Annotated in this window: 19 protein-coding genes and 1 pseudogene; 10 read left to right on the forward strand and 10 right to left on the reverse strand. The window is 69.2% G+C overall.

Features of this window, described 5'->3' with window-relative positions; all coding sequences use genetic code 11:
* Window positions 1-2: 2 nt before the first annotated feature.
* Entirely contained in the window at window positions 3-1,136 is a 1,134-nt protein-coding gene (locus ACFRCG_RS07585) for an HAD-IIIC family phosphatase (RefSeq protein ID WP_380029813.1), read from the forward strand.
* On the opposite strand, the gene ACFRCG_RS07590 is transcribed toward ACFRCG_RS07585, so the two are convergent.
* Window positions 1,114-1,776, reverse strand: a complete 663-nt coding sequence (locus tag ACFRCG_RS07590; RefSeq protein ID WP_380029816.1) for an O-methyltransferase — start codon at window positions 1,774-1,776, stop codon at window positions 1,114-1,116. The genes ACFRCG_RS07585 and ACFRCG_RS07590 overlap by 23 nt on opposite strands.
* Before the next feature lie 430 nt (window positions 1,777-2,206).
* On the opposite strand from ACFRCG_RS07590, the gene ACFRCG_RS07595 reads away from it, so the two are divergent.
* The 3 genes and pseudogenes from ACFRCG_RS07595 to ACFRCG_RS07605 all read left to right on the forward strand — a co-directional run.
* Window positions 2,207-5,014 carry an ATP-binding protein gene (locus ACFRCG_RS07595; protein WP_380029818.1) on the forward strand — a complete coding sequence of 936 codons (2,808 nt, stop codon included), beginning with the start codon at window positions 2,207-2,209 and terminating at the stop codon, window positions 5,012-5,014.
* Between the two features lie 111 nt (window positions 5,015-5,125).
* On the forward strand, window positions 5,126-5,818 hold the full coding sequence (locus ACFRCG_RS07600; RefSeq protein WP_380029820.1) for an alpha/beta fold hydrolase: 693 nt from the start codon (window positions 5,126-5,128) through the stop codon (window positions 5,816-5,818).
* A 323-nt stretch (window positions 5,819-6,141) separates the two neighbouring features.
* Window positions 6,142-6,762: pseudogene (locus ACFRCG_RS07605) on the forward strand (FAD-dependent monooxygenase); the annotation flags it as partial.
* A gap of 64 nt (window positions 6,763-6,826) precedes the next feature.
* Here the strand turns inward: ACFRCG_RS07605 and ACFRCG_RS07610 are convergent.
* The 3 genes from ACFRCG_RS07610 to ACFRCG_RS07620 all read right to left on the reverse strand — a co-directional run bounded on the left by ACFRCG_RS07610 (window position 6,827) and on the right by ACFRCG_RS07620 (window position 10,058).
* Entirely contained in the window at window positions 6,827-7,762 is a 936-nt protein-coding gene (locus tag ACFRCG_RS07610) for an SDR family oxidoreductase (RefSeq protein WP_380029822.1), read from the reverse strand.
* A gap of 9 nt (window positions 7,763-7,771) precedes the next feature.
* Window positions 7,772-8,368 carry an enoyl-CoA hydratase/isomerase family protein gene (locus ACFRCG_RS07615; RefSeq protein ID WP_380029825.1) on the reverse strand — a complete coding sequence of 199 codons (597 nt, stop codon included), beginning with the start codon at window positions 8,366-8,368 and terminating at the stop codon, window positions 7,772-7,774.
* 97 nt (window positions 8,369-8,465) lie between these two features.
* Complete coding sequence (locus ACFRCG_RS07620; protein ID WP_380029827.1) at window positions 8,466-10,058, reverse strand: ABC transporter substrate-binding protein; 1,593 nt, start codon at window positions 10,056-10,058, stop codon at window positions 8,466-8,468.
* A 448-nt stretch (window positions 10,059-10,506) separates the two neighbouring features.
* On the opposite strand from ACFRCG_RS07620, the gene ACFRCG_RS07625 reads away from it, so the two are divergent.
* Window positions 10,507-10,806, forward strand: coding sequence for a tyrosine-type recombinase/integrase (locus ACFRCG_RS07625; RefSeq protein WP_380029923.1), 300 nt, complete (start codon window positions 10,507-10,509; stop codon window positions 10,804-10,806).
* A 106-nt stretch (window positions 10,807-10,912) separates the two neighbouring features.
* Window positions 10,913-11,563: a hypothetical protein gene (locus tag ACFRCG_RS07630; protein ID WP_380029829.1), complete on the forward strand. Its 651-nt coding sequence runs from the start codon at window positions 10,913-10,915 to the stop codon at window positions 11,561-11,563.
* Window positions 11,564-11,619: 56 nt separating this feature from the next.
* Here the strand turns inward: ACFRCG_RS07630 and ACFRCG_RS07635 are convergent, their stop codons facing one another.
* Both ACFRCG_RS07635 and ACFRCG_RS07640 read right to left on the reverse strand, forming a co-directional pair.
* Window positions 11,620-14,373 carry a DNRLRE domain-containing protein gene (locus tag ACFRCG_RS07635; RefSeq protein WP_380029831.1) on the reverse strand — a complete coding sequence of 918 codons (2,754 nt, stop codon included), beginning with the start codon at window positions 14,371-14,373 and terminating at the stop codon, window positions 11,620-11,622.
* The gene (locus ACFRCG_RS07640; protein ID WP_380029834.1) at window positions 14,280-15,452 is read right to left on the reverse strand and encodes a hypothetical protein; all 1,173 of its coding nucleotides are present in this window, start codon (window positions 15,450-15,452) and stop codon (window positions 14,280-14,282) included. Before ACFRCG_RS07640 ends, ACFRCG_RS07635 begins: the two co-directional genes overlap by 94 nt.
* A 2,482-nt stretch (window positions 15,453-17,934) precedes the next feature.
* Between ACFRCG_RS07640 and ACFRCG_RS07645 the strand changes: the two genes are divergently transcribed.
* From ACFRCG_RS07645 to ACFRCG_RS07655, 3 genes are all read left to right on the forward strand, one after another.
* Window positions 17,935-18,798, forward strand: a complete 864-nt coding sequence (locus tag ACFRCG_RS07645; RefSeq protein WP_380029836.1) for a hypothetical protein — start codon at window positions 17,935-17,937, stop codon at window positions 18,796-18,798.
* Between the two features lie 914 nt (window positions 18,799-19,712).
* On the forward strand, window positions 19,713-20,105 hold the full coding sequence (locus ACFRCG_RS07650; protein ID WP_380029838.1) for a hypothetical protein: 393 nt from the start codon (window positions 19,713-19,715) through the stop codon (window positions 20,103-20,105).
* Between the two features lie 9 nt (window positions 20,106-20,114).
* Window positions 20,115-21,497, forward strand: coding sequence for an RDD family protein (locus ACFRCG_RS07655; RefSeq protein WP_380029840.1), 1,383 nt, complete (start codon window positions 20,115-20,117; stop codon window positions 21,495-21,497).
* Window positions 21,498-21,590: 93 nt separating this feature from the next.
* On the opposite strand, the gene ACFRCG_RS07660 is transcribed toward ACFRCG_RS07655, so the two are convergent.
* The 4 genes from ACFRCG_RS07660 to ACFRCG_RS07675 all read right to left on the reverse strand — a co-directional run bounded on the left by ACFRCG_RS07660 (window position 21,591) and on the right by ACFRCG_RS07675 (window position 25,696).
* Complete coding sequence (locus tag ACFRCG_RS07660) at window positions 21,591-21,839, reverse strand: DUF6545 domain-containing protein (RefSeq protein ID WP_380029842.1); 249 nt, start codon at window positions 21,837-21,839, stop codon at window positions 21,591-21,593.
* A 49-nt stretch (window positions 21,840-21,888) separates the two neighbouring features.
* Window positions 21,889-23,070 (reverse strand): zinc-dependent alcohol dehydrogenase, encoded by a 1,182-nt coding sequence (locus ACFRCG_RS07665; RefSeq protein WP_380029925.1) that lies wholly within the window; start codon window positions 23,068-23,070, stop codon window positions 21,889-21,891.
* A gap of 187 nt (window positions 23,071-23,257) precedes the next feature.
* Window positions 23,258-24,520, reverse strand: coding sequence for a cytochrome P450 (locus tag ACFRCG_RS07670; protein WP_380029844.1), 1,263 nt, complete (start codon window positions 24,518-24,520; stop codon window positions 23,258-23,260).
* 375 nt (window positions 24,521-24,895) lie between these two features.
* Entirely contained in the window at window positions 24,896-25,696 is an 801-nt protein-coding gene (locus ACFRCG_RS07675; RefSeq protein ID WP_380029846.1) for a sigma-70 family RNA polymerase sigma factor, read from the reverse strand.
* A gap of 731 nt (window positions 25,697-26,427) precedes the next feature.
* Here ACFRCG_RS07675 and ACFRCG_RS07680 point away from each other — a divergent pair.
* Window positions 26,428-26,757, forward strand: coding sequence for an STAS domain-containing protein (locus ACFRCG_RS07680; protein WP_380029848.1), 330 nt, complete (start codon window positions 26,428-26,430; stop codon window positions 26,755-26,757).
* Window positions 26,758-26,910: the final 153 nt, after the last annotated feature.

A 26,910-nucleotide genomic window follows, 5' to 3' on the forward strand; every position in this document is an offset into this window, starting at 1 on the left:
TCATGGCCGTCGACGAACCCGGCTCATTGGAACCGGACATGCCGCCCACGCTGGTCAAGTGCCTCGTCTGGGACCTCGACAACACGCTCTGGCACGGCACGTTGCTGGAGGACGAGCACGTCGTCCCGTTCCCGGCCATCCGCGAGGTGATCGCCGGCCTGGACGGGCGCGGCATCCTGCAGTCCGTGTGCAGCCGCAACGATCACGACCCGACCTGGGCCCGGCTGCGGGCGCTGGGGATGGCCGACTGGTTCGTCGTGCCGGAGATCGGCTGGGGGCGCAAGTCGGAGGGTGTTCGGCGGATCGCCGAGCGGCTGGGGTTCGCGCCCTCCGCCATCGCCTTCATCGACGACCAACCGGCCGAGCGGGCCGAGGTCGCCCACCACCTTCCGGACGTACGTTGCTACCGGGCAGAGGATGCCGCGACGCTGCTCGATCGGCCCGAGTTCAGCCCGAGGACGGTGACCGTCGACGCGCGCCGGCGCCGGACGATGTACCGGGCCGGGGTTCGGCGCACGGACGAACGCGCACGATTCACCGGCTCGCACGACGACTTCCTGCGCTCGCTGGAGATGGTGATGCGCATCGGGCGGGCCACGGAGGAGGAGCTGTCCCGGGTCGAGGAGTTGACGCTGCGCACCAGCCAGATGAACGCGACGGGGGTGCACTACCCGGACGCGACGCTGCGCGCCCTCCTCGACGATGCCCACCACGAGGTTCTGGTCACCACGCTCACCGACCGCTTCGGGCCACACGGTGCGGTGGGCGTGGTGCTGCTGCGGAAGCATCCGCGGGTATGGCGTCTCAGGCTGCTCGCCACCTCGTGTCGTGTGGTGGCGTTCGGCGCCGGCACGATCATCCTGAACTGGCTGGTCGACCAGGCGGCCCGGGCCGGTGTGCACCTGCTGGCGGACTTCCGCGCCACGGACCGCAATCGCGTGATGGAGGTCGCCTACCGGTTCGCCGGTTTCGACGAGTCGCCATGCCGGTGTGGGGACGGGGTGGTCGAGCGGGATTTCGCCGAAGGCGTTCAGGTGTTGCACCTCGTGGCCGGGTCGCGGCATGCTCCCGAGATGCTTCGGCTGATCGCGCCGGACCTCGGCGAAAGGGCGGTCACCTCCGGCGGACCAGGGTGATGCCGTCGGCCATCGGGAGCATGCAGATGTCGACCCGTCGGTCGTCTCGGATCGTGGCGTTGACCTCCCGGACACCGGCGGTGTCCGGATCCACAGCGAGGGGATCGACGACCCGACCGAAGAAGAGCGTATTGTCCAGCACCAACAATCCACCCGGCCGCACCAGGTGCAGGGCGAGTTCGTAGTATCGCGGATAATTCGCCTTGTCGGCGTCGATGAACACGAGACCGAATGCGCCGGACCGGCCCTCGGCGATCATTTCTTCGAGAGTTTCGGTCGCCGCGCCGATACGAACCTCGATGCGTTCGAAAACACCCGCCCGCCGCCAGTATTCAGCGCCGATCTCGGGCCAGCGCGCGCTGATGTCGCAGGTGACCAATCGCCCGTGCGAGGGCAGCGCGCGCGCCATGCACAGGGTGCTGTACCCGGTGAAAGTACCGATCTCCAGCACCTCCGCGGCACCCGTCGCCGCGACCAGCATCGCGAGGAACTGTCCCTCCTCGGGCATGACCTGCATCGATTTCCCGGCGGGTAACTCCGCGGTCGTCCGTCGCAGGTCGCGGAGAATATCGTCTTCCCTGAGAGAGAACTCCCTGACGTATTCGAGGAGTTCCGGTCCGCCGGTGATCTGATCCGCCATACCGAAAACTCTAGATGACGCTCCGGTGCCGATTCAATACGCCATGTCATATCGTCGATCGGCGCGCGCTCCGTGCGGTGTCCGATGTCTGGTCCACTTTCGGGGTGGCGCGGTTCCCCCATTGGTCGCCCCACTGGACGACCCAGGCGACGTCGTTCCGGTTGTTGCCGGCGATGTCGTGTCGCGCCGAGGCGGGCGGGCTCGCCGCCCATCGCGAACGACACTCCGGTGCACGAAAAGCCGATCATTTTGTCGTCGAAATCACAGGGTGAACGTCGAACTCGTGCCCGCCGCAGGCATCCTGTCGATGTCGGCCACGCTCCGGGCGACACTCGCAGGGAACACCGTGCCCGCGATCGGCCGCGACGTGTGCCGGCGGGGCCGCACGCGTGTTCGGCGTCGAACGCAACGGACTCCAGGAGGTGTCGTCATGGGCGACCACACCGGCGACCACACCCGGTTCGGCGCCTCGGCCGACGGCCGGGCGTCCAACGCGGGTGAGGGCGCGTTGATCGGCCGCGAGGCCGACTTGGCGCGGCTCGACGCCTTCCTGACCGATGTCGGTTACGGCGGTGGGTCGTTGGTGCTGCTCGGAGAGCCGGGCGTCGGGAAGACGACACTGCTCACGGCGTTCGCCCGGCGGGCCGAGGCGGCCGGGATGCGTGTACCGCACACGGTCGGCGTGCAGTACCGGGCGCGGATCGGATACGGCGCGCTGCGTCGGTTACTGACCTCCGCTCCCGACGTGCGGGCCGGGATCGCCGGTATACCCGTGCTCGCCGCGGCGCTGGACCTGGAACGGGCCGCCGCTCCCGGGCCGGAGGCGGTCTGCGAAGCCGTGGTGTCGCTGCTCGCGGATCTTTCCCACGACCGGCCCACCGTGCTCGTGCTGGACGACGCGCAGTGGCTGGACCCGGCCAGTGCCGTGGTGCTCACACAGGTGGCCCGCCGCCTGGTGGGGGTCCGGGCGGGCATGGTCTGCGCGGTCCGGATCGGCGACGAGGGCTTCTTCGACCACGGCGGCCTGCCGCTCCACGAGTTGGGCCCGCTCACCGAGGCCGCGTCCGAGGAACTGCTCTCCCGCCGCTTCCCCTCGCTCGCCCCGAGGGTGCGCCGACGCCTGATGGCCGACGCCGAGGGCAACCCGCTCGCGTTGCTCGAACTCCCGGCCGCCCTCACCGACTCCCAGCGCAGCGCCGGTCGGGCCCTGCCGAGCCGCATCCCGCTCAGCCGGCGACTTCGGTCGACCTTCGCCTCCCGGATCACCGTGTTGCCGGCGGCCACCCGACATCTGCTGCTCGTGGCGGCGTTGGAGGGCAGCGGCAATCTCCTGGTGATGCGCCGGGCGGTGGCGGGGCGCTGCGATCTCAAGCATCTCGCGCCCGCGGAGCGGGCCCACCTCGTCCACGTCGACGACATGACCGGACGCCTCGGATTCCGGCACTCGCTCATTCGCTCGACCGTGGTGGACCTGTCCACCAGCGACCAGCGGCGCAGTGTGCATCGCGCGCTCGCCGAGGCGTGGGCCGGGGTTCCCGAGCAGCGTGTCTGGCACCTGGCGCAGGCGGCGGAGGAGCCCGACGAGCAGATCGCCGCGCTGCTGGAGGAGACCGCGGACATCAGCGCCCGCCGTGGCGACGGGCCGGGCTCGGTGGCCGCGCTGGTCCGCGCCGCCGACCTGAGTCCGGCAACGGCCGAGCAGGCTCGGCGGCTGGCCAAGGCCGCGTACGTCGGTGCGAACATCACCGGCGACCTGCGCGACGTGCCCCGTCTGCTGGACCATGCGCGTCAGGCCGACCCGGACGCCGACTCATTGGCGGCCACGGTGGCCGCCGCGATGTATCTGCTCAACAGCCACGGCGATGTCGACACCGCGCACCGCCTGCTGTCCGGCGCCATCGCGCTCCAGCCCGAGCCCTACGACCTGGCCGATCCCACCATGCTCGAAGCGCTGTCGACCCTGCTCATCGTCTGCGTCTACGGCGCCGGGTCACGGCTGTGGGCGGCCTACGACGCGGCGCTGGCCAAGTGCACCTCGGTCCCGGACACACTGCGGCTGCTGCGGGCCACCTTCGCCGACCCGGCCCGGGCGTGCCCGGGCGACTGGGCCCGGCTCGACGCCGCCGTCGCGGCCCTGGTCGAAACCTCCGATCCGGTCCGGATCGTACGGATCGGCACAGCCGGGGCCTACGCCGACCGCCTCGGCGCCATGGAGGAGTCGCTGTTGCGCACCGCGCGGGGTGGACGCGGCGGCGAGAACAACTTCCCGGCCATCCAGGCCTCGTTCCTGTGGGGCAGCCACGCCTGGCTCACCGGCCGGTGGGCCGAACTGCGCGACGTGGTCGGCAACGGGCTGGCGCTGTGCCAGGAGTTCCACTACCCGCTGCGGTCGTGGACCGGAGAGTTCGTCCTCGCGTGTGTGTCCGCGGCCTGTGGTGACTACACCACCGCCCGCGCCCTCGCCGACCGGATGGACCAGTGGGGCGGCTCCCGGCGCGCGCACGCCATCACCTGCTATGCCGCGCACGCCAAGACGATACTCGCGCTCTCCCGGGGCGACTTCGAGACGGCCCACCACCACGCGTGCCGGATCTCGCCCGCCGGGACCCTCGCCCCGTTCGTCGGGCACGCGCTGTGGGCGATCCTGGACACCGTCGAGGCGGCGGTGCGCACCGGCCGGCACGACAGGGCGCGCGATCACGTCGCGGCGGCCCGAAAGGCGGGACTCGACGCGGTCTCGCCGCGCCTGCGCATCGTCCTGCGCGCCTCCGCCGCCATGGCGTGCCGGAACGACGCCAAGGCCCTGCGGTGGTTCGGCGAGGCCCTGGCCGACGAGGCTGCCGAGCGGTGGCCCTTCGAGCACGCCCGCATCCGGTTGTACTACGGCGAACGGCTGCGGCACGGCGGCGCACTCGCCGCAGCTCGGCCGCACTTGGCCGCGGCTGTGGAAACCTTCGAACGGCTCGGCGCGACGCCCTGGGCACGACGCGCGGAACACGAACTGCGGGCCTGCGTCGGTGATCACCTCGCGGGTCCGCAGGACGGCGCGCTCACCGCTCAGGAGTACCGGATCGCGAGCCTGGCCGCGACCGGCCTGACCAACAAGCAGATCGGTGAGCGGCTGTTCCTGTCCCCGCGTACGGTCTCCTCCCACCTCTACCGGGCCTTCCCCAAGCTGGGCGTGACCTCTCGGGCCGGGCTGCGCGATGCGCTCGACGGCACCGTGCTACCGAGGTAGCCCTCGATTTGCGTCAAATGACGCAAGAGGCCGCGCGGTTCGCGCTCCTACGTTCGGTGCCACGGGCTGGGTCATCCGCGTCATCAGCCCCGCAGGACTCGGGAGGAAACGATGAGCGACAACGCATCGCGGGGGAACGTCGTCCTCGTCCACGGCGGCTTCGTGGACGGCGCCGGCTGGCAGGGGGTGTACGAGGCCCTGACCGAGGACGGGTACAACGTGGCCGTCGTGCAGAACCCCACGTTGTCGCTGGACGACGACGTGCTCGTCACCCGGCGGGTGATCGACGCGCAGCCGGGACCGGTCACGCTCGTCGGTCATTCGTACGGCGGCGCGGTGATCACCGAGGCGGGCAACCACGACAAGGTGACGGCGCTGGTGTACATCGCCGCCTTCGCCCCGGACAAGAGCGAGTCGGTGAACACCCTGATCGCCGACCCGCCGCCCGGCGCGCCGGTACCGCCGATCCTGCCGCCGGTCGACGGCTTCCTGCTCCTGGACCGGGAGAAGTTCCCCGAGTCCTTCGCCGGCGACCTGTCGCTCGCCCAGGCGCGGTTCCTGGCCGACTCGCAGGTCCCCTGGGGCGTGGAGGCGCTCGCCGGCGCGGTGACCACCCCGGCGTGGCGCACGAAGCCGTCCTGGTACCTGATCGCGTCCGAGGACCGGATGATTCCGCCGCCGGCACAACACGCCATGGCCGAGCGGATCGGGGCCACGACGGTCGAGGTGACGGGCAGCCACGCGATCTACGTCTCGCAACCCACGGCCGTCGCCGACCTGATCAAGCAGGCCGCCGAATCCTGATTCGACGCACGCGCGTCCCCCGGCCGCCCGCCGTACCGGCCTGCCACGGCCGATGCGGCGGGCGCCGCATGCCCCGTTCACCAACCCCGACGGCACCACCGGAACCACCCTGTACGTCCGGCCGGACAAGGTGGGCGCGGTCTTCGCCGGCGATCCGTCGAGGACAGCGGGTCCGGCTGATCGCGGCAGAGCAATGGCTGTTCAGCGCCTCCGCGTTCGCCGACATGAGCGGTCCTGCCGTGAACGAGCGCAGTCGGCGTACCAGCCGGGTTCCTGCGGATGAACTGCCATGACAGCGGCGGCGAAAGGCGAGGAGCGGGCGGATGAGGGTCTCCATCGTCGGTGGTGGGATCGCCGGGTTGACCTGCGCGCTGAGTCTGCACGCGGCCGGGTTTCGGCCGCGGGTGAGCGAGGCGGCGCGAACCATCGAGGCGGTGGGTGTGGGAATCAACCTGCTGCCGCACGCCGTTCGGGAACTCGCCGAGCTCGGCCTGGCCGACGAGTTGGCCGCCGTCTCGGTGCCCCCGCATCGGTTGGCCTACCACGATCGGGCGGGTGAGCCGGTGTGGACGGAGCCGCTCGGACTGACGGCGGGCTACCGGTGGCCGCAGTACTCGGTGCACCGCGGCCGCCTGCACCTGATGTTGCTGACGGCGGTACGCGAGCGGCTCGGACCGGACTGCGTCCGCACCGGCCTGGCGTTCCGAGGCTTCGAGCAGACCAGGGATGGCGTTCGGGCCCTGGACCGCTCGCACCGTCGCGTCACCACGGCGGAGGCGCGCGCCGGTCTGGCCGACCGGAGCCTGCCGTGGATCGACCCGGCAACACTGATCGAACGCTCCTCGACGATCCTCGAATACCCGATGCTCGACCGCGACCCGCTGCCGCACTGGAGCTTCGGACGCGTCACCCTGCTCGGCGACGCCGCACACCCGATGTTGCCGTCGGTGTCGGTGCTGCGGGCCGTCACTTCGCATGGGCCACTGCGCCGCTTCCTCTCATGGCTGATCACGGCTCGAACGGGCCGCGTCCCATCTGGTCGCGGACGGCGACCACCGGGTGGTTGAGGAGGGCTCGGCGTTGCCAGTTGGCGCCGTCGACGACGAGGGTGTGGCCGGAGATGAAGCGGGCGTAGGGGGAGGTGAGGAACGTTGCGGCCCAGCCCAGTTCGCGTAGGCGCCCGGTGCGAAGCGCGGGTTGGAGGGGGTCTTTGGCGCGCGCGTGGTCGACGTTGCTGCGAATGTCGGCGGTCATGTCCTCGTGAGGGAACAGCCCGGGGACAAGGCCGTTGATCTGGATGCCGTAGGGACCCCATTCGACGGCGAGCGTTTCGACCATGTTCTTGACGCCCGCTTTGGCGGCGGCGCTGTGGGCGAAGCCCGGGCCGCCGGTCCAGGCGTAGGAGGCGCCGATGTTGACGATGGATCCGGGGCTGCCGGCCGCGAGGTGGCGGCGGGCGAACTCGCGGGCACAGAAGTAGGTGCCGTTGAGGGTGATGTCGACGACCGTGCGCCACGCGTTGGGGGACATGTCCTCGGCGGGGATGGGGAAGTTCGCGGCGGCGTTGTTGATCAGGATGTGCGGTAGCCCGAAGTGCTGCTCGGCGGCGTCGAACGCCTCGGCGATCCGTTCCGGGTCGCGGATGTCGCAGGTCACGGTGGCAACCCGGCCGCCGAGTCCTGCCAGGCCCTCGCGGGCGGCCTTGAGGTGGTCGTCACTGCGTGAGGCGACGACGATGTCCGCGCCCAGGCGGGCGTACTCGGACGCGATGGCCTTGCCCAGGCCGGTGCCGCCACCGGTGATGAACACGACGACGCCCTGGTAGGCGTGCGCGGGGAGGGCGCTGGTGCCGAGGGGGGCGGGCTCGGGCAGGCCGGGATAGCGCCCGTGCGCGGGCGGGCCGTTGGGCTCCGTGGGCGGAGTGGTCGCTGCGTTGTGCGTCATGGCGGGCGGTCAGCTCCCGGTGTAGTGCGGCGGACGGCTTTCGGCGCGGGCGGCGCGAAACTCCGCCAGGTCATCCGAACGGCTCAGGTACGTTTGGGCGATCAGCTCCTCGGCCATCGAGCTGCGGATCTCCGGCTCCGCGAGGTGCCGGATCACCCGGCGCGCGGTTTTGACGGTCGCGAAGGGTGCCGCGGCGATCTTCTCCGCCATCTCGCGCACCGTCGCGTCGAGCCGGTCGGCCGGCACCACGCGGGAGACGACGCCGTGCGCGTACGCCTCGTTCACGTCCATCGCACGCCCGGTCAGCACGAGGTCCGAGGCCACTCCGTGACCGCATATCTGGAACAGGCGGCCGGCAGCGCACGCTGGAACGACGCCCCGATCGACCAGCCTTTGCATGCCACCAGGATCGGCGTGTCCAGGTCGAACATCTGCTGGACGCCGCGGTGCCCGCGCGTCGTCAGTTCGTGGTGGGTCATGGTGACTTGGCCCCCGCCGATGGCGCCCACGTCCCGGCCGGACGTCGAACGCGTTGTGCTTGTCCGGGTTGTTGTTGGTGATCGTGGCGATCGGGCCGTCGTACTCAAGCAGCACTTTCTCGGGCACGGATTCGTCTCCAGGGGCCGAGGAGGGGCCGGCGCGTCCGGGACGCGGGGCGCGTCGCGGGCGGCGAGGTGCCGGCGTCTGTGCGCTTGCATGGGGGTCAGCCGGTCAGTCCGATGCGGTCCATGAGCACCGAACCGGAGTTGAACAGGGCGACGCCGGTGACGCGGTCGGTGAAGACGGGGCCTTGGGTGGATTCGCCGTATACCCACAGTGGCAGGTCGGCGGCCAAGACCTGTTGGAGGTCGTTGTAGGCGGCCTTGCGGCTTGCCGGGTCGGTTGCGGCACGGCCGGCCCGGAGGGCGCGGTCGGCGTCGGGATTCTTCCAGCCGGCCGGGTTTTGCGGGCTGGTGGAGGAGAACGTGTTCCAGGTGCGAGGCTCGGGGTCGATGACCCAGTCCTGGGTGAGGGTGGCCTGGTAGTCCTTCTGCACGACCACCCGGGTGACGTACGCGGCGATGTCGAGGGATTCGATTTTCAGGGAGACGTGGCGGTACTGGTTGAGGCGGCTTTGCAGGTACTCGGCAACCCTGTCCGACACCGATGATTTGGGGACGACGAAGGTGAACTCGGTTTTGCGTCCCTGGGCGGCGAGTTCGTCGAAGAGCCGCTGTGCCTCGACCTTGTCGAAGGCGGGTTGGGCGGCTGCGGCGTCGAAGAACGGGGAGCCGGTGTTGAAGTAGCCGCGTGCTGGGACGGCGCCGACGCCGAGGGTCCTGGCCATGTCGGCGGGGTCGACGGCGAGGGCGAGGGCGCGGCGGGCCCGGACGTCGTCGAACGGTGCCTTGATGACGTTGAACTGCACGGCTTGGCCGCCGTTTGCGCGTACCGGGCGGCTGTTCAGTCCGTTGCCCGCGCGGTCGAGGAGCGCTTCGGCGCCGATGACGATGTCGGCGCCGCGGGCGCGGAGGGTTTTGTACTGCTGCTCGATGTCGGAGACGACCTTGATGCTGACGCGGTCGAGGTAGGGCAGCCTCTTGTCCTTCTGCCAGTAGCCCGGGTTCTTCTCGTAGGTCTGTTCCGAGCCGCGGGTCCAGCGCGTGAGGGTGAACGGTCCGGCGCCCACCGGCCGGGTGCGGTAGACGTCGGGACCCTTGGCGATCACGGACGGGGCTGCGATGAACGTCAGGTCGGCGGCGACTGTCCGGTCGAAGCTCGGGTTCGGTGCGGGCAGCGAGATCCGCAAGGTGAGGGCGTCGGCCACCGTCAAGGTCAGGCCGATGGCGGCGGCGCGGTGCTGCGAACGCAGCTCGGGCCTGGCGTGCATCTCCCAGTTGAGGCGCACCGCTTCGGCGTCGAAGACCGTATGGTCGGAGAACGTCACGCCGGGGCGGAGCTTCAACGTCCATGTCGCGCCGCCGTCCGCCGTGGCGAGTGACTCCGCGAGTTGCGTCTTGACGGTGTTGGCCTCCGGGTCCAGGTAGACCAGGGTGTCGTAGAGCGCGGCCATCCGAGCGTTGTCGGCGGGCGCGCCGCCGTAGTTGGCGCCGAACGGGTCCAGGGAGTTCGACTCGCCCGTGGCCAGCATGGTCAGCGTGCCGCCCGCCCGCGGGGTCCCGGTGCCGGCGGTGCCCGACGCCGTGGTTCCGCCGTCCTTGTCACCGCCTCCGCATCCGGTGAGCGCGAGTAGCGAGGCGGCGATCAGTGCCGCGGCGGCGGTTCTCGCACGGGCAGGGTTTCCGGCAGCGCGCATGGCAGTCCTCGTGTCGCGATCGGGGAAGGTCGATGGGGAGCGCCTTGCGGGGACACCGCAGCGGCAGTCGACTTGATCCGGGGGTTGGTCCGGCCGGTCCGGCGGGGAGATCGAGCGGGTGCGCCGCGCGTACGGGGCGGGCGCGCGGCGGGCGTCGACCGGTCCGGCTCGCGTCGGGGCCCGATCCGTCCCGTTGGAGGTGCTCGGTGCTCGGTGCTCGGGGTTCGGCCCGCGTCAGGGCCGGCGTTCAGCGGCGGAAGCGGCGGGCGAAGTGGGCGCGGCGGCGCGCCAGCGCGGCGGTGCGTTCGGCACGGGTGAGCCGCCGCGCTTCGGCCGGGTGTCTTACTAAGGCGCCGCCTTATATAAGGCGGCGCCTTGGAACAAGCAACCAGGCCGTCGAGCGCGGCCCGGCGCCAACCTCAAGGCACCCGAGTTCGGCACCTACGGCATCCTCCACGTCCGCTTCGGCAAAGCGAAGCGGGGCTCACCGCACAAGCGCCGCGCGGTCCTCACGGTCCCGCCGTTCGATTGGGCCGTCGACGTCCTCACACAATGGACCGATGAGATCCGCCCTGCCCTGGCCCAGGACGGCAACCCCGCACTCTGGCCGTCCGAACGCCGCGACAGGTTCACCGCCTGCACGGTCAGCACCTCGTTCACACGCTGCCGCAAGGAGCTCGGCCTCGCCGAAGGACTCGACTTCCACTCCCTGCGCCGCTCCGGAGGTTCGATGCTCGTGCAGCGGTGAGGCCTGGCCTGGGCACGCAGCAGAGCGGGGCCCGCTCCGGCTCCTTTCCCGGCGGCTCCAGCCTCGGCTGTGCTGAAGCCGATGTGACTCCTTGTAGTGTTGCCGAATGTCGGTTCGATCAAATGACGAAGCCGAGCGGGTCACAGCGGCTTGGCGGGCCCTTACCGCGTGGCTTGCCGAGCATGCTCCCCTCTCGTATGCCTCGATCCTGCCGCCCGCGACGGACGAGGAGATCATCGCCGCGGACTCCCGGCTGAAGCAGGACCTCGGGTTCGGCCTGCCCGTGGAACTGGGCGCACTTTGGCGACTGTGCGGTGGCACGCAGCAGCAGTACATCGAGAATGACGAGCAGGGGGAGGTCAGTTCCGGGGCCTTCCTGCCCCACGGAGTGATGTTCTCCCTGGCGCAGGCGGTGGAGTTGAGGCTCGCCATGCTCGGGTGGGGCGCGCCGGGCGACATGTGGGGCGGAGCCCGAGTGCTCCCGTGGCTCACCCGGGACGAAGCCGGGCCCGAGCAGGGTCGCTACGCCGGCGACGTCGGCGTCGGGGACTGGTCGATCGTGGAGGAGCCGGTGACGGAGGCGGTCTACCCGTCGATCTCCGCCTACCTCGAAGCCACTCTGCGCACCCTGACGGACGGCCCCGCCAACCTGATGCGCGACGATGTTCCCGGACTCGTATGGGGTTGCCTGATCTGGGAAAACCCCGAGCGCCCGGGAATGCTGGATGCCTTCGCGCACTGGACACCGATTCACTGACCATGGGGCCCTACGCCCCGTGAACACGGGGCGTAGGGCCCGGTCGTGAGCTGTCGTCAGGGCTTTGCCATCGTGCAGGCGAGTTCCGTCCGGCTCGGGTCGCACGCCCTGAACCAGGTATTACCCGGATCCACGGTGTAGTGGTCCTGATCGAGCATCCGGAACTTCTTCAGGAAGCCCAGATAGAACCTCTCTGCAGTCATGGAACCGGAGTTGACCGTCAGGGACATCGACGACCGACCGCATTTCTCGTTGAACGTCGGTGCGTCGTAGCGGGTGTCGTCGAGCAAATGGTCGCTGCCGTCGTCGACTCTGGCCGCCACGGTCTGGATGCACTCCGCGCCGCCGTTCACACCCGCCGTGTTCACTCCACCGATCGCCACGGGCACGCCGGGCGACTGGTAGGTGGACGCGAACGGGAACTCGTCGCAGGAGATCGATTCGACAGGGCCGGACAGTTCCGGATGCAGGGCGGTCCACCCGTGCTTCACGAACGCCTTCTGCGACACCCAGCCGTCCTGGCGTGGGCCGTTGTACTTCGGGCACATCACTTTCTCGCGGTTGTCCCCCGTCTCGTGGCCGGTCGCGTTGCGTGCCTTCGGCGGCAGGTAGCGCAGTGGTTCGTCGAGTGACTTGCCACTCTCCACGGCTTTCGATTTGTTCTGGATCAGCCATACGTGGGCGGAGGCGGCGGGGAATTTCGCGGTGTTGAACTTGTACTGCGGGTAGTACTGGGGCATCACGCACCCGCTTTGGGCGCCGTTCGCCGCGACTTTGTCGCAGCGGACGCTGAGCGCCGGGGAGGAGCCGGGGCCGCCGTCCACCCACACGCCGGGTTTGCCGTCCGCGCCCTTGGGCGGTGTGACTTCGGTCTCCGGGTTGAAGATGACGTGCATCGGCATCGTCACCGACAGGTCCACGTCGCGAGCGCCGGTGGCGTTGTTCACGGCGCCGTTCCACTTGTGAGAAGCGGTACCGGTGGCCATGTGGGCGTCCCTGGGCAGGTTGCCGACCATACCGCCGTCCCATGACAGGTCGTTGAAGAAGTCGAATTTCTCCCGACTGCCGTCACCACCACCCTCGGCACAGCCGTAGCTGGAACACATGGAGTCGATCATGGCGATGGGATTGCCGTCTCCGAACAGCACAGCGCGCTTCTCGGCGGGGAAGGTGTTCGAGATCGGGTTCAGCTGAATCCACGTCTTGATGCTGTTGCCCTGAGGGTCGACCTTGACCTGGTAGGCGATCTCGAACGACGCGGTGTACCTCACCGGCAGGGTGCCGTCGGTGAACTTGGCCTCCGCTGTGTAGCCCAGGTTGAAGAACAGGCATGCCTCGGTGCGGGTCATCAGCGACTTCTGCGCCTCGCCGTACCGGTCCGGTTGGCACCAGCTTTTCGAGATGATCGGTTCCGGGTAGTCGGGGGCGCGGGCGGTTTCGCGTTCCATCGCGGCCTTACGGGTTCCCTCCAGGGACCGCTGCTCCAACGGAGTGATCGTCACGTCCCCGCTACCGGATTCGAACGTGCGCGAAGCAGGCAGTGGCACCGGCTTGAAGCCGGGGATTCCGGCCGGCTGTGGGGTGTCGACCTGGTCGAAGTCGGGTGCGTTCACGTCGGGTTGCGGGAGGGCGATGTCGATCTTCTGCGCGCGGTTGTAGTCCCGGTTTCCGGAGGTGAATCCGTAGTCCCTGATCGGGCCCGCGTTGCCTGCCCGGTCGACCGTGCGGGTCTGCACGGCGTGGTTGCCGTCCGCGGCGGGCGTCACCGTGTACGAGGCGTCCGGGGCCGGGGCCGCCTTTGCCGTGCCGCTGGTGGTGCGCACCGAGGTCCAGCCTTGGTCGGCCGGGTCGTCCGCGTACGGATCGAGGCGGTACTGGACTTCGTTGGCGTCCGGGGCGCCGGTGGTGACGTCGAAGGTGCCCGCGACGCCGCTGGGGCCGCCCCAGTTCTCCGGATACGTCTGGGAGGTGATCGACTGCGGCTCACCGGGGGCGGTGGTGTCGACGACGAAGTGGGTCCAGGGGGACCAGTTGAGGTTGTAGTGGGTGCCGTCGTAGGCGTTGGTGCGGAACTTGTAGGTCTTGCCGTCCTGGAGTTGTCCGGCCGGGACGGTGACGGCGACCGGTTGGCCCGGTGGCCCGTAGGCGGAGACGATCAGTCCGTTGCCCGTCGGGGTGGTGATGGGTGTGTCGGTGGCCGCGTCGTAGACCTGGAAGGTGGCGTTGACCTGGTCGCCGTCGCGGTCGGAGAAGACGTCCCGCAGGGTGGGGGTGGCGGTGTTGATCGCCCACACGTCGGCGTAGGACTTGAACGGCGGGCCGGCCTGCCGGTCGGTGCCGTCCGAGGGCCGGTAGTTGTAGGTCACGGACAGCTTCGGTTGGTTCGAGGTGGCGTTGCCGGAGTTGACGCGTTTCCAGGCGTGGATGTCGTCGGTCGCCGCGCGCAGGCCCATGTGGCCGCGGGTGGTCTTTGCCGCGGCCCAGGTCTGGACGAGGGTGTCGACGTCGGCGTCGATCCACCCGTCGGGCTGGGTGGCGGCGCAGCCGGGGTTGCCCTTGGTCTGTGTCGAGGAGTGGTACTGCTGGTTCCAGGTGGGTTGCGAGGTCCAGCGTGAGGAGGTGGAGGGGGCGGTGGTGTCCCAGACGGTCCACTCCTGGGGGCTGCAGTCGGTATTGCCGGAGTGGAAGTTCCACAGCGCCAGGTCGGTGTCGAGGATCAGCGCGTCCTGGATCGCGGTGGTGTTGAACGTGATGAACGACCGGGCGATGCGGGGCGTCCCGTCGGCGTTGGTGGTGCCGGGGTTGCCCATGTCGAGTTCGACTCGTTGGACCAGTCGACCGTTTCGCCGTGTTGGACGTAGGTGTCGAAGGTGGCGGACAGGGCCGACGTGGAGGGGTCGACGGTAACCGGGTATCGGGTGTTGGGGTCGTTGAGGAAGTTCGCGTCCGGAGTGACGACGAGATCGACGAGGCCGGTCCCCCTGTCGACGACCTTCATGTCGACGCGGGTCTGACGGGTGTGTTTGCCGGAGAGCGCGTCGACGGAGGCGTCCCACATGACGGGAGCGGGCATCGTGGCGCGCTTCTCGCCGGTTGTGGCGTCGGTGAAGGTCACCGACCCGTCCTGCTCGGCCTTGGCCTGCATCCCTTCCGCCTTGAGCGGGAGCGTGTACGCGTAGGCGCCGGTCGGCCGCTGATGAATCTCGATGAACTGCTCGAAGCCGGTCCGTGTCGCCTTCACGACCACATCGGCGCCGGGGACGGCCTCGGGGTAACGTGCGGTGTCGCCGTCCAGTTGCGGGTTCGGCAGAGCGCCCTTCCATTGCAGTGTCACGCTGCGGTCTCGGGTCCCGAGCGTGACCAGGTCTCGTGCGGTGGCCTCCTTCCCGGCGTTGAGCCGCCCCGGCGTGGCCTCTTCGGTACCGGCCAGTTTCAGCCCGTGCGGATGCTCCTTCGCCTGCACCGAGCCATCGGCGGTCGTGACGAGAGTGGCGTCAAATGTGCGCCACTCGCCGTCCCTCCAAACCCGTTCGGGCCCGGCGGTCAACTCGGTGGTGAGGCTTCCGTCGGGGTTGGCCACGGTGAGGGAGTCGGCCGTCGTCTCGCCGAAGGCGGTGACCTTCTTGCCGGTTCTCTTCGCCTCCAGCACGGCCCACGCCTTCGATCCCACGGCGTGGCGGGCGGCCCACTCCATGTCGCCTTGGAGGATTTCGCTCGCGGACGGCTGGGAGGCCGCCCTTTCCGCCGGCCGGTCGTCGTGGGGCGGTGCCGCGACGGCTTGACCCGTCAGGGATACGCCGGCCTGGGCGGTCAGAAGTAACGCGGCGACTGCCGCAGCATGCTTGAACCGTCTACGCGTCGGCGCCGACGGCGAACCGGGGGGATGCATGGTCTCGGTGGTCCTTCCCGCGGAGAATCGAATCTGCGTGCGAAAAACGCACGTCGGACACGACCCTAGAAAGGAGGCCGACACCATCGGAGGCGAATTCAAGGCAATGTGTACACGCCATGCAATCGGGCCGACGCAGGCGGTGAGGACGTTGGGTGCAAGGTAACCAAACGTCGGGTGGGTCACAGTGAATGAGGCGTTTTGGGCCCGTACGCACCTGTGGAGTCGGGACGGGTCGGGGAGCTCGCGACGGTCGGTTGGCCGATTGTCACGGGTGGATGGATGCGGCTCCGGAGGAGATCGGAGCACGACCGGGCATGTGTATTTATCGGCCCTGGGTGCAGGGCTGGGCCGGTGTATCGGCCTGACACCACTATGGCGCCGCGTTGTTCGTGACTTCGCAGCGCGATCACCTCGGCGACGAACAGGGCCGGCAGACACGCGGCCGGCGCTGTGTCGCCCGAACGCCTGGCGACCCGCGGAGAGCCCTTATTCCCCCCGTCGCGTTCCTCAGCGACGTGGTCGGCAACTGCCATCGCATCGAACTCTCGGGCTCAGCGGCGCCAGAGACCCCGACCGCCATTACCCGGGGCCTTCCCGCCGCTGAAGAGGCGGAGACGGGAAAGCCCGGCAGCGGGCACATCCGGGCACCTGCGTAATCCGTCACCGATGACCCAGCCGCCACAGCGCGCGAGTCGGGGCCCAGCGTCCAAACTTGCGGTCGTAGACGGTGAGAGAACGCAGTACCGTCCGCGACGAAGGCATGCTCAGGCCGCGGAAAGGGTACGAAGGCATAATTTTCAGGCTATGCCCTCGATCGACTCCGCACGCCAACCGGACTGCTCTATCATGGGCATATTTGGGAATCGTACACGGTTCAGGCAAAATATGGGGTGGCTTCCGCGACGAAAAGCGCTGGAATTCTCTCATCGTTGACCTGTCGCGCCCGCGTGGATTATGGATTGGTGGTCGTAATGGACTCCGACCATAATCCGGAACCACGCGACGGATTCGAGAGGCCAACCATCGCCGACATTGGCGAATATACGATGGAACTGCGATCTGGAGGCAGCGACTTCTGGAATTCTGTGACCGTGGAGAATTGGTCGAAAGAGCCTCCCCGGGACGCGAATATCTGGAAGGAGGAAGTCAATGGCCATATTTCTTTTCCTCACGGGAAGGCTATGGTATCGGATCGCATGGGTCACCACGTACGAATTTCATGCAGGGGTCGTGAAGATGCGCCGCAGGGAGAGCCTGAGATGCTTGAGGAACCATACTCGGATCCCTTTGAGTACTGGTTGATCCAACTGTGGCAGCCATAGAACACCGTATGACATGAGGGCACGAAGTCTACTTTCCGACCGCGTACCCTCATGAAATTCCCTTGCCGGCCCTTGGGGCGCCTAAAGGCAGTTACCGTCTCAGGAGATAGGAAGGCCTCCAGGGACATCGGCTCGGGGTATTCGAATGGTGCCTTCAATGATCTGTTGTTCCATGTCACAGGCGTGACTGCGACGTAATCGGAGCGGCATACATAGCTTGTCCAGGGAAGCTCGATGATGGCGTTGTTCGCCGCATGGTTGATCCCCACGCACCCGCCTTGGAAGACTTGCAACGTCGTGAAGTTGTTGACGGGCGGCGCGGGAGAGTATGCGGGCTCCTTGATGGGGTACCCCATCCATGAATCCGGCCCCGTTGCCAGGTAAGCCGTGAAGGGCGGAATCGCGGCATCGCGGGGCATCGTATTCCTGATGTGCGTTCGCCGAGGGCCGCACCGATTGCCATGGCGCCTGGGACGGTTCCTGAACTGGGCCACCGAAGCCGGACTCCTTCGCGTCGCCGGAACCGCCTACCAGTTCCGCCACCGCGAACTCCGGGAGTGGCTCGCCCATACTCCAGCACCTTGACCACAGTCCTTCGCCGTATTCGTAACTCGGCGAACGGTCAACCCGCACTGGGTCGGCGCAGCGGGGAACTCACAATGCCGGCAGGCAGGGGTTTGACCTCGGCGTCGGTACTCCTTCAACGGAGATCGTGGAGCCCCGGCAGAGGCGGCGGGTCTCGCCGAACGCGACCGAGAACGGTTCGCGCGACAACGGGTGCAGCCGCATTCGCTCCTCGGCGAGCATGTCCGCAGGGCAGCGGGTCACACGGTGCGGGCGGGTGTTGGCCTCGTCGCAGAACGCCCGGCAGGCCGCCTCCAGTTCGCCGAACGTATTGTAGTGCTCGCGACGAGAGGCCCCGGACGCGCACACAGCCCTCAGATCCGCAGTCGAGAACACGCGCGTGAAGCCCGTCGACCCCGATCTGGCACCCGGGGAACGAGCGCTGGACGAAAGAGATTTAGCCTCTTTTCAAGACATGCTCGACCAGAAGCAAAGCGAACCCGATGACCCGTCGACCGCTCCGTAGGCAATCGTGTAGCACGCCGTCGTCTGCCGTGCTTTCACATCTACCCCCGACCAAACAACCCACGTTCATGCGCGAGAGGCCACCCGAGATGATCAATGCGGACTACGAGTCCCCCGAAGTGCAGCGCATGATCCAAGAGGCCCGGGAGGCGATGACCGAGGAACTCTTCGAGGAAGCGATCCGCACCCGGGCCAACGTGGAGCCCGACGACCTGGCCACGCTGCTGGACCTCTTGGCACTGGGCATCACCAACGGCGCCTGGCGCAACAGTTGCGTCGAGAACTGGCACGCCGACGGCCGACTCTCGGACGGCGACATGATGCGGATCAACAGCCACACCACCGACGGCATACGCCGACGCCTCATCGGGTGGACCACCGAATACGGGATCACCTCGGCGGAAGCCTCCGCACTCGCCCAAGTCGATGCGGAAGATGCGGGAGTCCTCGCCGCTCGTCTCTTCCGATGGCTCACGAATCCCCGGCGTAAGCTGCCCACCGGCATCACCCTCGGCGAGTTGGCACGAACCGGAGAAGACCTCGCGGAGTACCAGGACCACGCGGACCGCACCCTCGGCGGATTCGTCGGCCTGATGGAGGACAAGGGTGTACGGTTCGGCCTGCTCCGCACCGCCTCCCACGGCGCTCTTTCATGTGCTCGGTGGTGGGCACACCCCGCATGGCCCGCCCTTGTCGAACACTTCGCCTCCGCCCTGGACGAGCCGACCCACTCCCACTGGGGTCCCGACGGTCAATGGCGCACGAAGCTCGGCGTCGAACCCGTCTCCATGCAGGACCGCCACGTTCTGCGTGCCACCCTGCTGGCGGCTCCGTGGAAGCTGGACGGCGATGCCGCCGAGTGGATCACGAACGCCGGGATCGGATACATGTCCCCAGCAGTTACACCGCCTTCCGCACCCACATCCAACTGAAGCTTGTCGCCGAAGGAGACCGTGGGACGCGGCCGTTGTCTGACGCCCGTGGGTTGAGCGGGCTCCGAGCGCGGATGCGGCGCCTCCACAGCCACAGATCGCCGCCGGCCGACACCAAGGCCGCACGATGTACGAACGCGTGCGCTGGCGACGACCATCGCTCTCCAGAAGTGAGCGCTCACACCGATTCACCAAAGCACAGTGAACCCGGCAATCCTGTGGACCAGTTGTGGACCACGCGACATGCGCGAACCGGCGCGATAAGGTAGAAAACGAATGCTGTATTGGGCGTCGAAACACGCCTGACCTGCGAAAACGCTCCCCTCGCCCAACTGGGGGCCAAGGGGTCGCATGTTCAAATCCTGTCGTCCCGACGGTGTTCAAGGGGCGTCGACCAGGGAAAAGGCCTGGGTCGGCGCCTCTTGCTGATTTAGACCACTTATCGGTTGGCAGAGGCCCCGGACCCGCTTGGGGACCAGCTTGGGTTCAAATGCACCTGAAGCGCCTCCGAAGCGCTGGTCACCAACCGGAGTTCCAGGTGTAGATATCGCTGCGTCGTCGACAGCGAGCCGTGCCCGGCGATTTTCACTGGCCGGCGACTCGCGCATGCGTCATGGAACTACGGCTCGGCTGAAGCCTGTCGCAGATCCTTGAGTCCGGCGGCTTCGCGACCGACAATCCGGGCGGCGGTCTCGCGAAAGCATCAATATGGGCCTGAGCGGGTTCACACGACTACGGCGCCACCACCGCGGTCGCCGCATTGATCGTCCGTCTTCGGTGGAAACCCTGCGCCGGGCTTCGGTTCGGTCCTACCGTGGCAGCGCGATGCCGATGCGACCCGTCGTCCCGGGCTCGATTCTCCGGATGCGCGGGTCCTGCCGGGGGGCAGGTACGGCACTTTGGGGGGCAGGGCGATGGAGTTTCGGATCAGGATGGAGTGCGCCGACGACGCCGAGCAGGCGAGGGCGGCCGAGTTGACCGGGGAGTTCGCCGACTGGTTGATCGAAGATCGCGCCGTCTCCGCGTACGCCGACATCCATAGGATCCGCCCGGCAACGGACCGGGGTGCGATGTCCGCGGACCTTGTGTCGTGGATCGCGCTCGCCACGTCGTCCGGATTCTCACTGGGCTCGCTCGTCTACGCCCATCTGAGCTATCGCGCGTCGCTGCCGCGCGCTCTCCGGGAGAGCACCCGGCTGATCGTGGAGCGCGACGGCGCCCGAGTGACGATCGAGGGCGATTCGCCGGACGCCGTCGCCCGACTCGCCGGAGCCCTGGGGGCGGCCGACGACACCCCGTCGGTGTAGGTGGCCCCGGTGACCGTCCCAGACCCGACGGCCAGCCGCGCGGTGCTGGTCGGCGTGCACGCGTACACCCGGCTGGATCCGCTCCCGCCGGTCGCCACCGGCCTGACCCGACTGGCCCGGCTGCTGCGCGACCCCACCGTGTGGGGACTGCCCGCCGACCACGTCACCGTGCTTGGGTCCGATGCCTCGCGCGATGCCATCCTGGGCAGTGTCCGGGACGCGGCGCGCGAATGCACCGACACCCTGCTCGTGTACTTCGCCGGACACGGCCTGCGCGACCGCAGCGGCGAACAGCTCCACCTCGCCCTGGCCGACGCCGACGACGAACACCCGGAGATCGGCAGCCTCGACTACACGTCCCTGCGCCGTGTCGTGAACCGGGTCGGAGGCCGGGCCCGACGCCGCATCACCGTGCTCGACTGCTGCTACAGCGGCCTGGCCGGCGGCATGGGCGCACCACCACCCGCCCTCACCCGACCCCATCTGGCCCGCCTGCTCGATCGGGACGACCTCGACGACGCGGACGATCACGGCAGTTGCGTCCTGACCTCCGCGCCCGGGACGGGCCGGTCGTTCGCACCACCCGGAGGGCGCTACCCCGAGTTCACCGGCGCGCTGATCGACATCCTCGACAATGGGGTCGAGGGAGCCGGTCCGGCGCTGAGCCCGGACCTCGTCTGGCGCCTGGTGCGTCATCGCCTGCGCACCCAAGGCAGTCCCGAGCCGCAGCAGTTCGGGCACAACGCCGTTGTCCGACTCGACTGGGTCCACAACCGCGCCCACTATGGGACGACCGGCCGGCCCGCGACACCGGACGCACCTCCGCAGGTCACGTTTCGCAAGGCCCGGTCGGATCACCCGGCGCCCCTCGCGCCGGCACGTCCCCATCCACCCCGACCGAGTGGGCGTCCGGTCCCGGTGACGGTGCCGCCGCCGCTGCCGACACGCCGAGCGGGCGGACTCGCGACACTCGCCCGAAGAACCGTCGCGCTCCTGACCGACGTGGCGATCCTGGTCGCCGCGTTCTTCGCCATGACCGGATTGGTCCTGTGGGTGGGCACCCTGGGCCTTTTCTCGGCCAACGGTGACGACCCGACGACACTCATCACCTGGTTCGCGTGCTGGTTGCTCGTCGCCACGGGCCCCGAGGTCTTCACCGGCGCCTCATACGGGAAACGGCTGTGCGGCCTACGGACCGTGGACTACCACGGCACCCGGCTCACGCTGCCGCGCAGGTTCGCCCGAGCCGCACTTCGCCTGCTCGTGGGAGCCCCTGCGGCGCTGACCGTACTCGGCATGATCGTCATCGTGCGCTTCGCCATCGTGGACACCCACAACCGCTGCCCCTGGGACCGGGCAACCAAGTCCATGGTGATCCTCCTGCCCCGCTGACCAGGGCAAAGAGTATCCGGATCGCGTCACCCGGCCGGCGCGCCCAGTCCTCGAACACTTTCCGACGGAACCGGGAGGACCGCTGCGCCGTGCTCATGTCACCCTCTCCGGCAACGCGTCCCGGACCTGACGCATCGCGGGCGAGACGAACGCCCGCGCCACCTCCACCAACCACGCCGTCTCCGCCCCCGACTCGGCCGCCGGATGCGGCGTGTACGAGAGATCGCCCGAGCCGGCACAGCCCACCTCGGCCGGCCTCAGGGCCTCCTTGAGCCAGTACGCCTCCGCCACGACGGCGCGCTGATCCTCGGGCACCGCAGCCTGCTGCGCCGCGAGCGCCATGTCCCGGTGCAGACCCGTCGGACCGCGTCGCGATTGGGCGGTCGGTGGGTCAGGGGCGCAGTAGGACCTTGATCGTGCCGTCCTGCTTCTTTTGGAATCGTTCGTACGCCTGTGGCGCTTCGGCGAGCGGGATGCGGTGCGTGGCGAAGTCCTCGGTGCCCAGCGGGTCGTCGTCCTCCAGGAGCGGCAGGATCTCGGGCACCCAACGGTGGACGTTGGCCTGGCCCATGCGCAGTTGGATCTGCTTGTCGAACATGGTGAGCAGCGGGAGGGGGTCGGCCATCCCGCCGTACACGCCGGCGAGCGAGATGGTGCCGCCGCGGCGGACCATGTCGATCGCGGTGTACAGGGCACCGAGTCGGTCCACGCCCGCCTTGCGCATCATCTTCTCGGCGATCGTGTCCGGCAGCAGGCCCGTGATCTGCTGGGCGAGTTTGCCCACCGGTGCGCCGTGCGCCTCCATGCCGACCGCGTCGATCACCGCGTCCGGGCCGCGGCCGTCGGTGAGGTCGCGAATCGTGTCGGAGATGTCGTGTTGGGCGGTGAGGTCGAACGCCTCGACGCCGCGCTCTCGCGCACGGGCCACGCGCTCGGGCACCAGGTCGATGCCGAACACCCGTTCGGCGCCACGGTGTAGCGCGATGCGGCACGCCATGTCGCCGATGGGGCCCAGTCCGAGCACGGCGACGGTGCCGCCGCGGGGCACGGCGGCGTATTCGACCGCCTGCCACGCGGTCGGCAGCACGTCCGAGAGGTAGACGTAGCGGTCGTCCGGCGGGCCCTGGGCGACTTTGATCGGCAGTTTGTTGCCGAAGGGGACCCGCAGATACTCGGCCTGGCCGCCGGGGACCTGTCCGTAGAGCTTGGTGTAGCCGAACAGCGCCCCGCCCATGCCCTGTTCGCGCACCCGCGAGGTCTCGCACTGCGAGTGCAGGCCTTCTGCGCAGGTGTGGCACGCCCCGCACGAGACGTTGAACGGGATCACCACTCGATCGCCGGGTCGTACGTGGGTGACCTCGGCGCCGACCTCCTCGACGACGCCCATCGGTTCGTGGCCCAGGATGTCGCCCTCGCTCAGGAACGGGCCGAGAACCTCGTACAGGTGCAGATCCGAGCCGCAGATCCCGGAGGAGGTGACCTTGACGATCACATCGTCCGGATCCTTCAGCGTCGGGTCCGGAACGGTGTCCACGCGTACGTCGCGCCTGCCGTGCCAGGTGAGTGCCTTCATCGTGATCATCTCCAGAGGCGACTGCTCGATGCGGCGGCCGGCCCCGGCGGGGCGGCCGTGCGCCGGGAGGCCACGACCGCGGCCGGTCGGGAACAGGGAACGCAGGGGACGTCCCTACCCCTCCGCTGACCGGTCGACGCGCGATCAAACACCGAAGGGTTGGACCGAGCGGATGTGGGGGTGGTCCTCACGCCGTGCGCAGTCGCACCGCCGTGTGGTTCCAGGTGTGCGGCAAGGGTCGGCCGGGGTCGAGGAGGGTGGGGACGGCGAGGTCGAGGTTCGTGGTGCGGCGCAGCACCGTGTCCAGCAGCGCGGTCACCGTGAACAGCACCAGGTTGCGGCCGGGGCAGGCGGCGGGTCCGGCGCTGAAGGGCACGATGCCTCGGGCGGGGTCCGCGCGACCGTCGAGCCACGCGTCCGGGGTGAAGCGGTCGGCGAAGTCCAGTGTCCGCGCGTCGCGGTGGAAGAAGGAGCTGACGACGGCGACGGCGGCGCCCTCGGGGGCCGACGGGTCCCGGCGGGTGGCGTCACGCAGGATCACCAGCGTGGTCGGCCACAGGCGCAGGGACTCCAGGACGCAGGCGCGCAGGTGGCTCGCCTCGGCGATACCGGCCGGGTCCTCCACGTCCCGGGAAGCCTGTTCGTCGCGGGCCCGCTCGGCGTGCTCGGGATGCGCGGCGAGCAGGGTCAGCGCGTTGAAGGCCGCGATCGCCGCCGCGTCGTAGGCGAACAGCCAGTGGGGTACCTGGCCGAGCGGATCGATGCCCTCGCGGTGGTCGGCGAAGGCGGCCGGGGCGGCGAGGCTGCCCGGTTCGGCGCGGGCCAGGTGGGCGCGCAGGCGCGTGGTGAACCGGTCGTGGATGCCGGTGCGGCGCCGGTGTGCGAAGGCCCAATTGGCGTCCGCGCGCAGCGCGTCGAGCTGTTTGGTCAGGGTGGTGTCGTCGGCCGCGCCGTCGCCGAGCACGATGCGGCGCACGATCCGCAGGAAGCGGGCGTGGAAGCCGTCCCAGCCGGACAGGGCGCCCGGCTCGGCCAGGAGGGCGTCGACCTCCTGGTGGACCACGTCCAGGAAGACCCCCGACAGGTGGTGCGCCGCGTGCGGCGTCTCCAGCACCGTCTCGTTGAAGCGCCGACGTGCCGCACGCTGTCGTACATCGCGGGTGACCAGGACGGCGCGCGGCTCGAAGTGCCCCAGGGCGGCTACTTTTTCGCGGTTCGCGGGCGTGAACGGGTCCGGGGAACGGCCGAGTACTTCGCGGGCGTCCTGTGCCGTGAGCGGCAGTACGACGCGGCGACCGAACGCGCTGACCGCGAGCGGGTCCGGTCCGTACTCGTCGCGCAGCCGGGCGAGCAGGGCGTTGCCGCGCCGCGCGCTGTCGCGGCGTGCGGCGAGGGCGAGCAGTCGCGGCCGGCGCAGGATCACGCCCTGCGCGACGATGGGCGCGAACACCTGGGCGCACACGCGCGCGGAATCAGCGGCGGATGCGCGCCGGACCCGGTGCGATCCGGGGCGTGCGCGGTCGGTGGAACGTGGCCCGGCCACACCGGATCCGATCATGATCATGCCTCCGAAAGGTGGTTGTGGGCGGTGCGGAACCCCGGTCGATCGGGCGCCTCTCGCGGCCGGGGCCTCGGGTGGGGGAACGGTTACGAATAGCGAGAGCACGTCTCGACCGTCGGTAGCCACCCCGACGCCCTGCGACAACTCCGCTGGGCGAACGCCGAGATCAGTCGCCGGCGGCCATGCGGCGTAGGCCGGGATCCGCACCCTCGTTCGGGTCGAGTTCGTCGCCCTCGGCCTCACGGAGGCTGTGGATGCCGTCGGTCAGGTGGCGGCAAGCATGCCTGCGCGCAGGACGGCGAAGGTGTGGGTGAGCAGGCGGGAGATGTGCATCTGGGACAGTCCGAGTCGTTCGCCGATCTCGGCCTGGGTGAGGTCGTCCCAGAAGCGGAGTTTGAGGATGCGGCGGTCGCGGTCGTCGAGTTCGGCGATCAACGGGCGCAGGGACTCGCGGTCCACGACCAGGTCCAGGGCGGGGTCGGGGGCGCCGTGTCGATCGTGTCGGGACGCGCCGTCGTCGCCGCGGACGGTGGCCGGGGGTGGGGCGTCGAGGGAGTCGGCGCGCAGGGCCGCACCCAGTTCCAGGCCGGTGCGGACCGTGGCCTCGTCGGTGTCGAGGTGTGCGGCGAGTTCGGCGTGGTCGGGTTCGCGTCCGAGGCCGGCGGAGAGGTCGTCGCGGGCGCGGACCAGGCGCAGGTACTGTTCCTGTTCACCGCGGCGGGCGTGGACGGCCCAGGTGTGGTCGCGGAAGTAGCGTTTCAATTCTCCCGCGATGGTGGGGATCGCGTAGGCCAGGAATCCGGAACCGCGCTCGGGGTGGTAGCCGTCGACGGCTTTGATCAGCCCGATGGCCGCGACCTGGCGCAGGTCCTCGCGCAGGTCGACGCGATGGGTGTAGCGGGCGCAGGCGTGTGTGACGAGGTTGAGGTTGTCTTCGACGACCTCGTTGCGCAGTCGGGCGTGGGCGTGGGTGCCGGGTTCCAGCGCGGCCAGGAGTGCCAGGTTGCGGTCGGTGGCGGCGCGCAGTGCGGCCAGGGCGTCGGGGCGTCCGGGGTGGTCGGTCATCGTGGGAGGGGCCTCCGAACGAAACGTGTCGGACGCCGGGGAACCGCGGGCGGGAACAGGTGGTGCGGCCCGGGGCGGGGCCGACTTCGATCCCTTCCACCCCACGGCCCGCCCACACCTCGAAACGAACAGGAGGATGGGCGGGCGACGCCCGGTGCCACGTGTCCGGTGAGGACGCGGCCCTTTACAGGGGGCGCCATCGCGGCGCCGCCATGTCACGCCATTCGCCGAACCCGTGCACACAGGGGACGATTCCAGAGAATCACATCCGAACCATTACTTCTCGGTGACACGGCGGCGCCTGACCATGGTGTCCCCCGCTCGGCGCAGTCGGTGAGGCCGGTCCGCGTCACACTGGAGGGATCGACGTCCCCGTGCCCCGTGGCCACATGAACGTGCCGGTTCGGGCGACATCGACGTCGAGTTTCGTCTCCACGAAGTCGGGGCGCGACGGGATCGACGCGGTGGCAATCCGTCATCGACCGGCCTCGACTTCGCGCCGGGCGGGCCGCGGTTGTGGTGTTCTCGGCGCGGGCGTGACACGGTGGGGGCAACCAGCCTGGTCCGGCTGGAGACCCCGCGCCACCGAGTGGTCGCCGGTAGAGGCGGCCGGTGGAGGTGCGGATGGTCTTGCCCGACTGTGGGCGGCCTCCACGGCCGCGCGCCCGACGCCCCGCGAGATCCCGGGCCGGGGCGGCGGGAGGTTCCGATCCCCGGAACGGAGGATCAGCATGCACCCCACCCTCGACTTCCACACCACCATCGACACCGATCGCACCGTCGTGGCCGTGGCGGGCGAACTCGACCTCGACACCTGCCCCGACCTCACCCGCGCCACCCTCGACCTGGTGCTTCCCGGCCGGACCCTCGCCCTCGACCTGTCCGGTGTGACCTACATGGACTCCACCGGCCTCAACCTCCTCCTCAAACTGCGTGAACGCGCCGGCACCGAAGACGGAACGCTGGAACTGCACGGCGTCAGTGAGCGGGTGCGATTCGTGCTCGACCTCACAGGTACGCGCAATCTGTTCGTCCTGCGACCGAATACCAGAGCGGCGTGACACGAGGCGTATCGCGCACTGAAACGTCCACGGGTTCGAATCCTGTCGTCCCGACGGTGTTCAAGGGGTGCCGACCAGGGCGAAAGCCCCGGGCGGCACCCCCTGGTGGGTTAGTTAAACTGGGGGTTGGGCGGGGGGGTGAAGTTTTGTTTG

Origin of the sequence: Embleya sp. NPDC056575, assembly GCF_042793325.1 — a bacterium.
Lineage (GTDB): Bacteria > Actinomycetota > Actinomycetes > Streptomycetales > Streptomycetaceae > Embleya.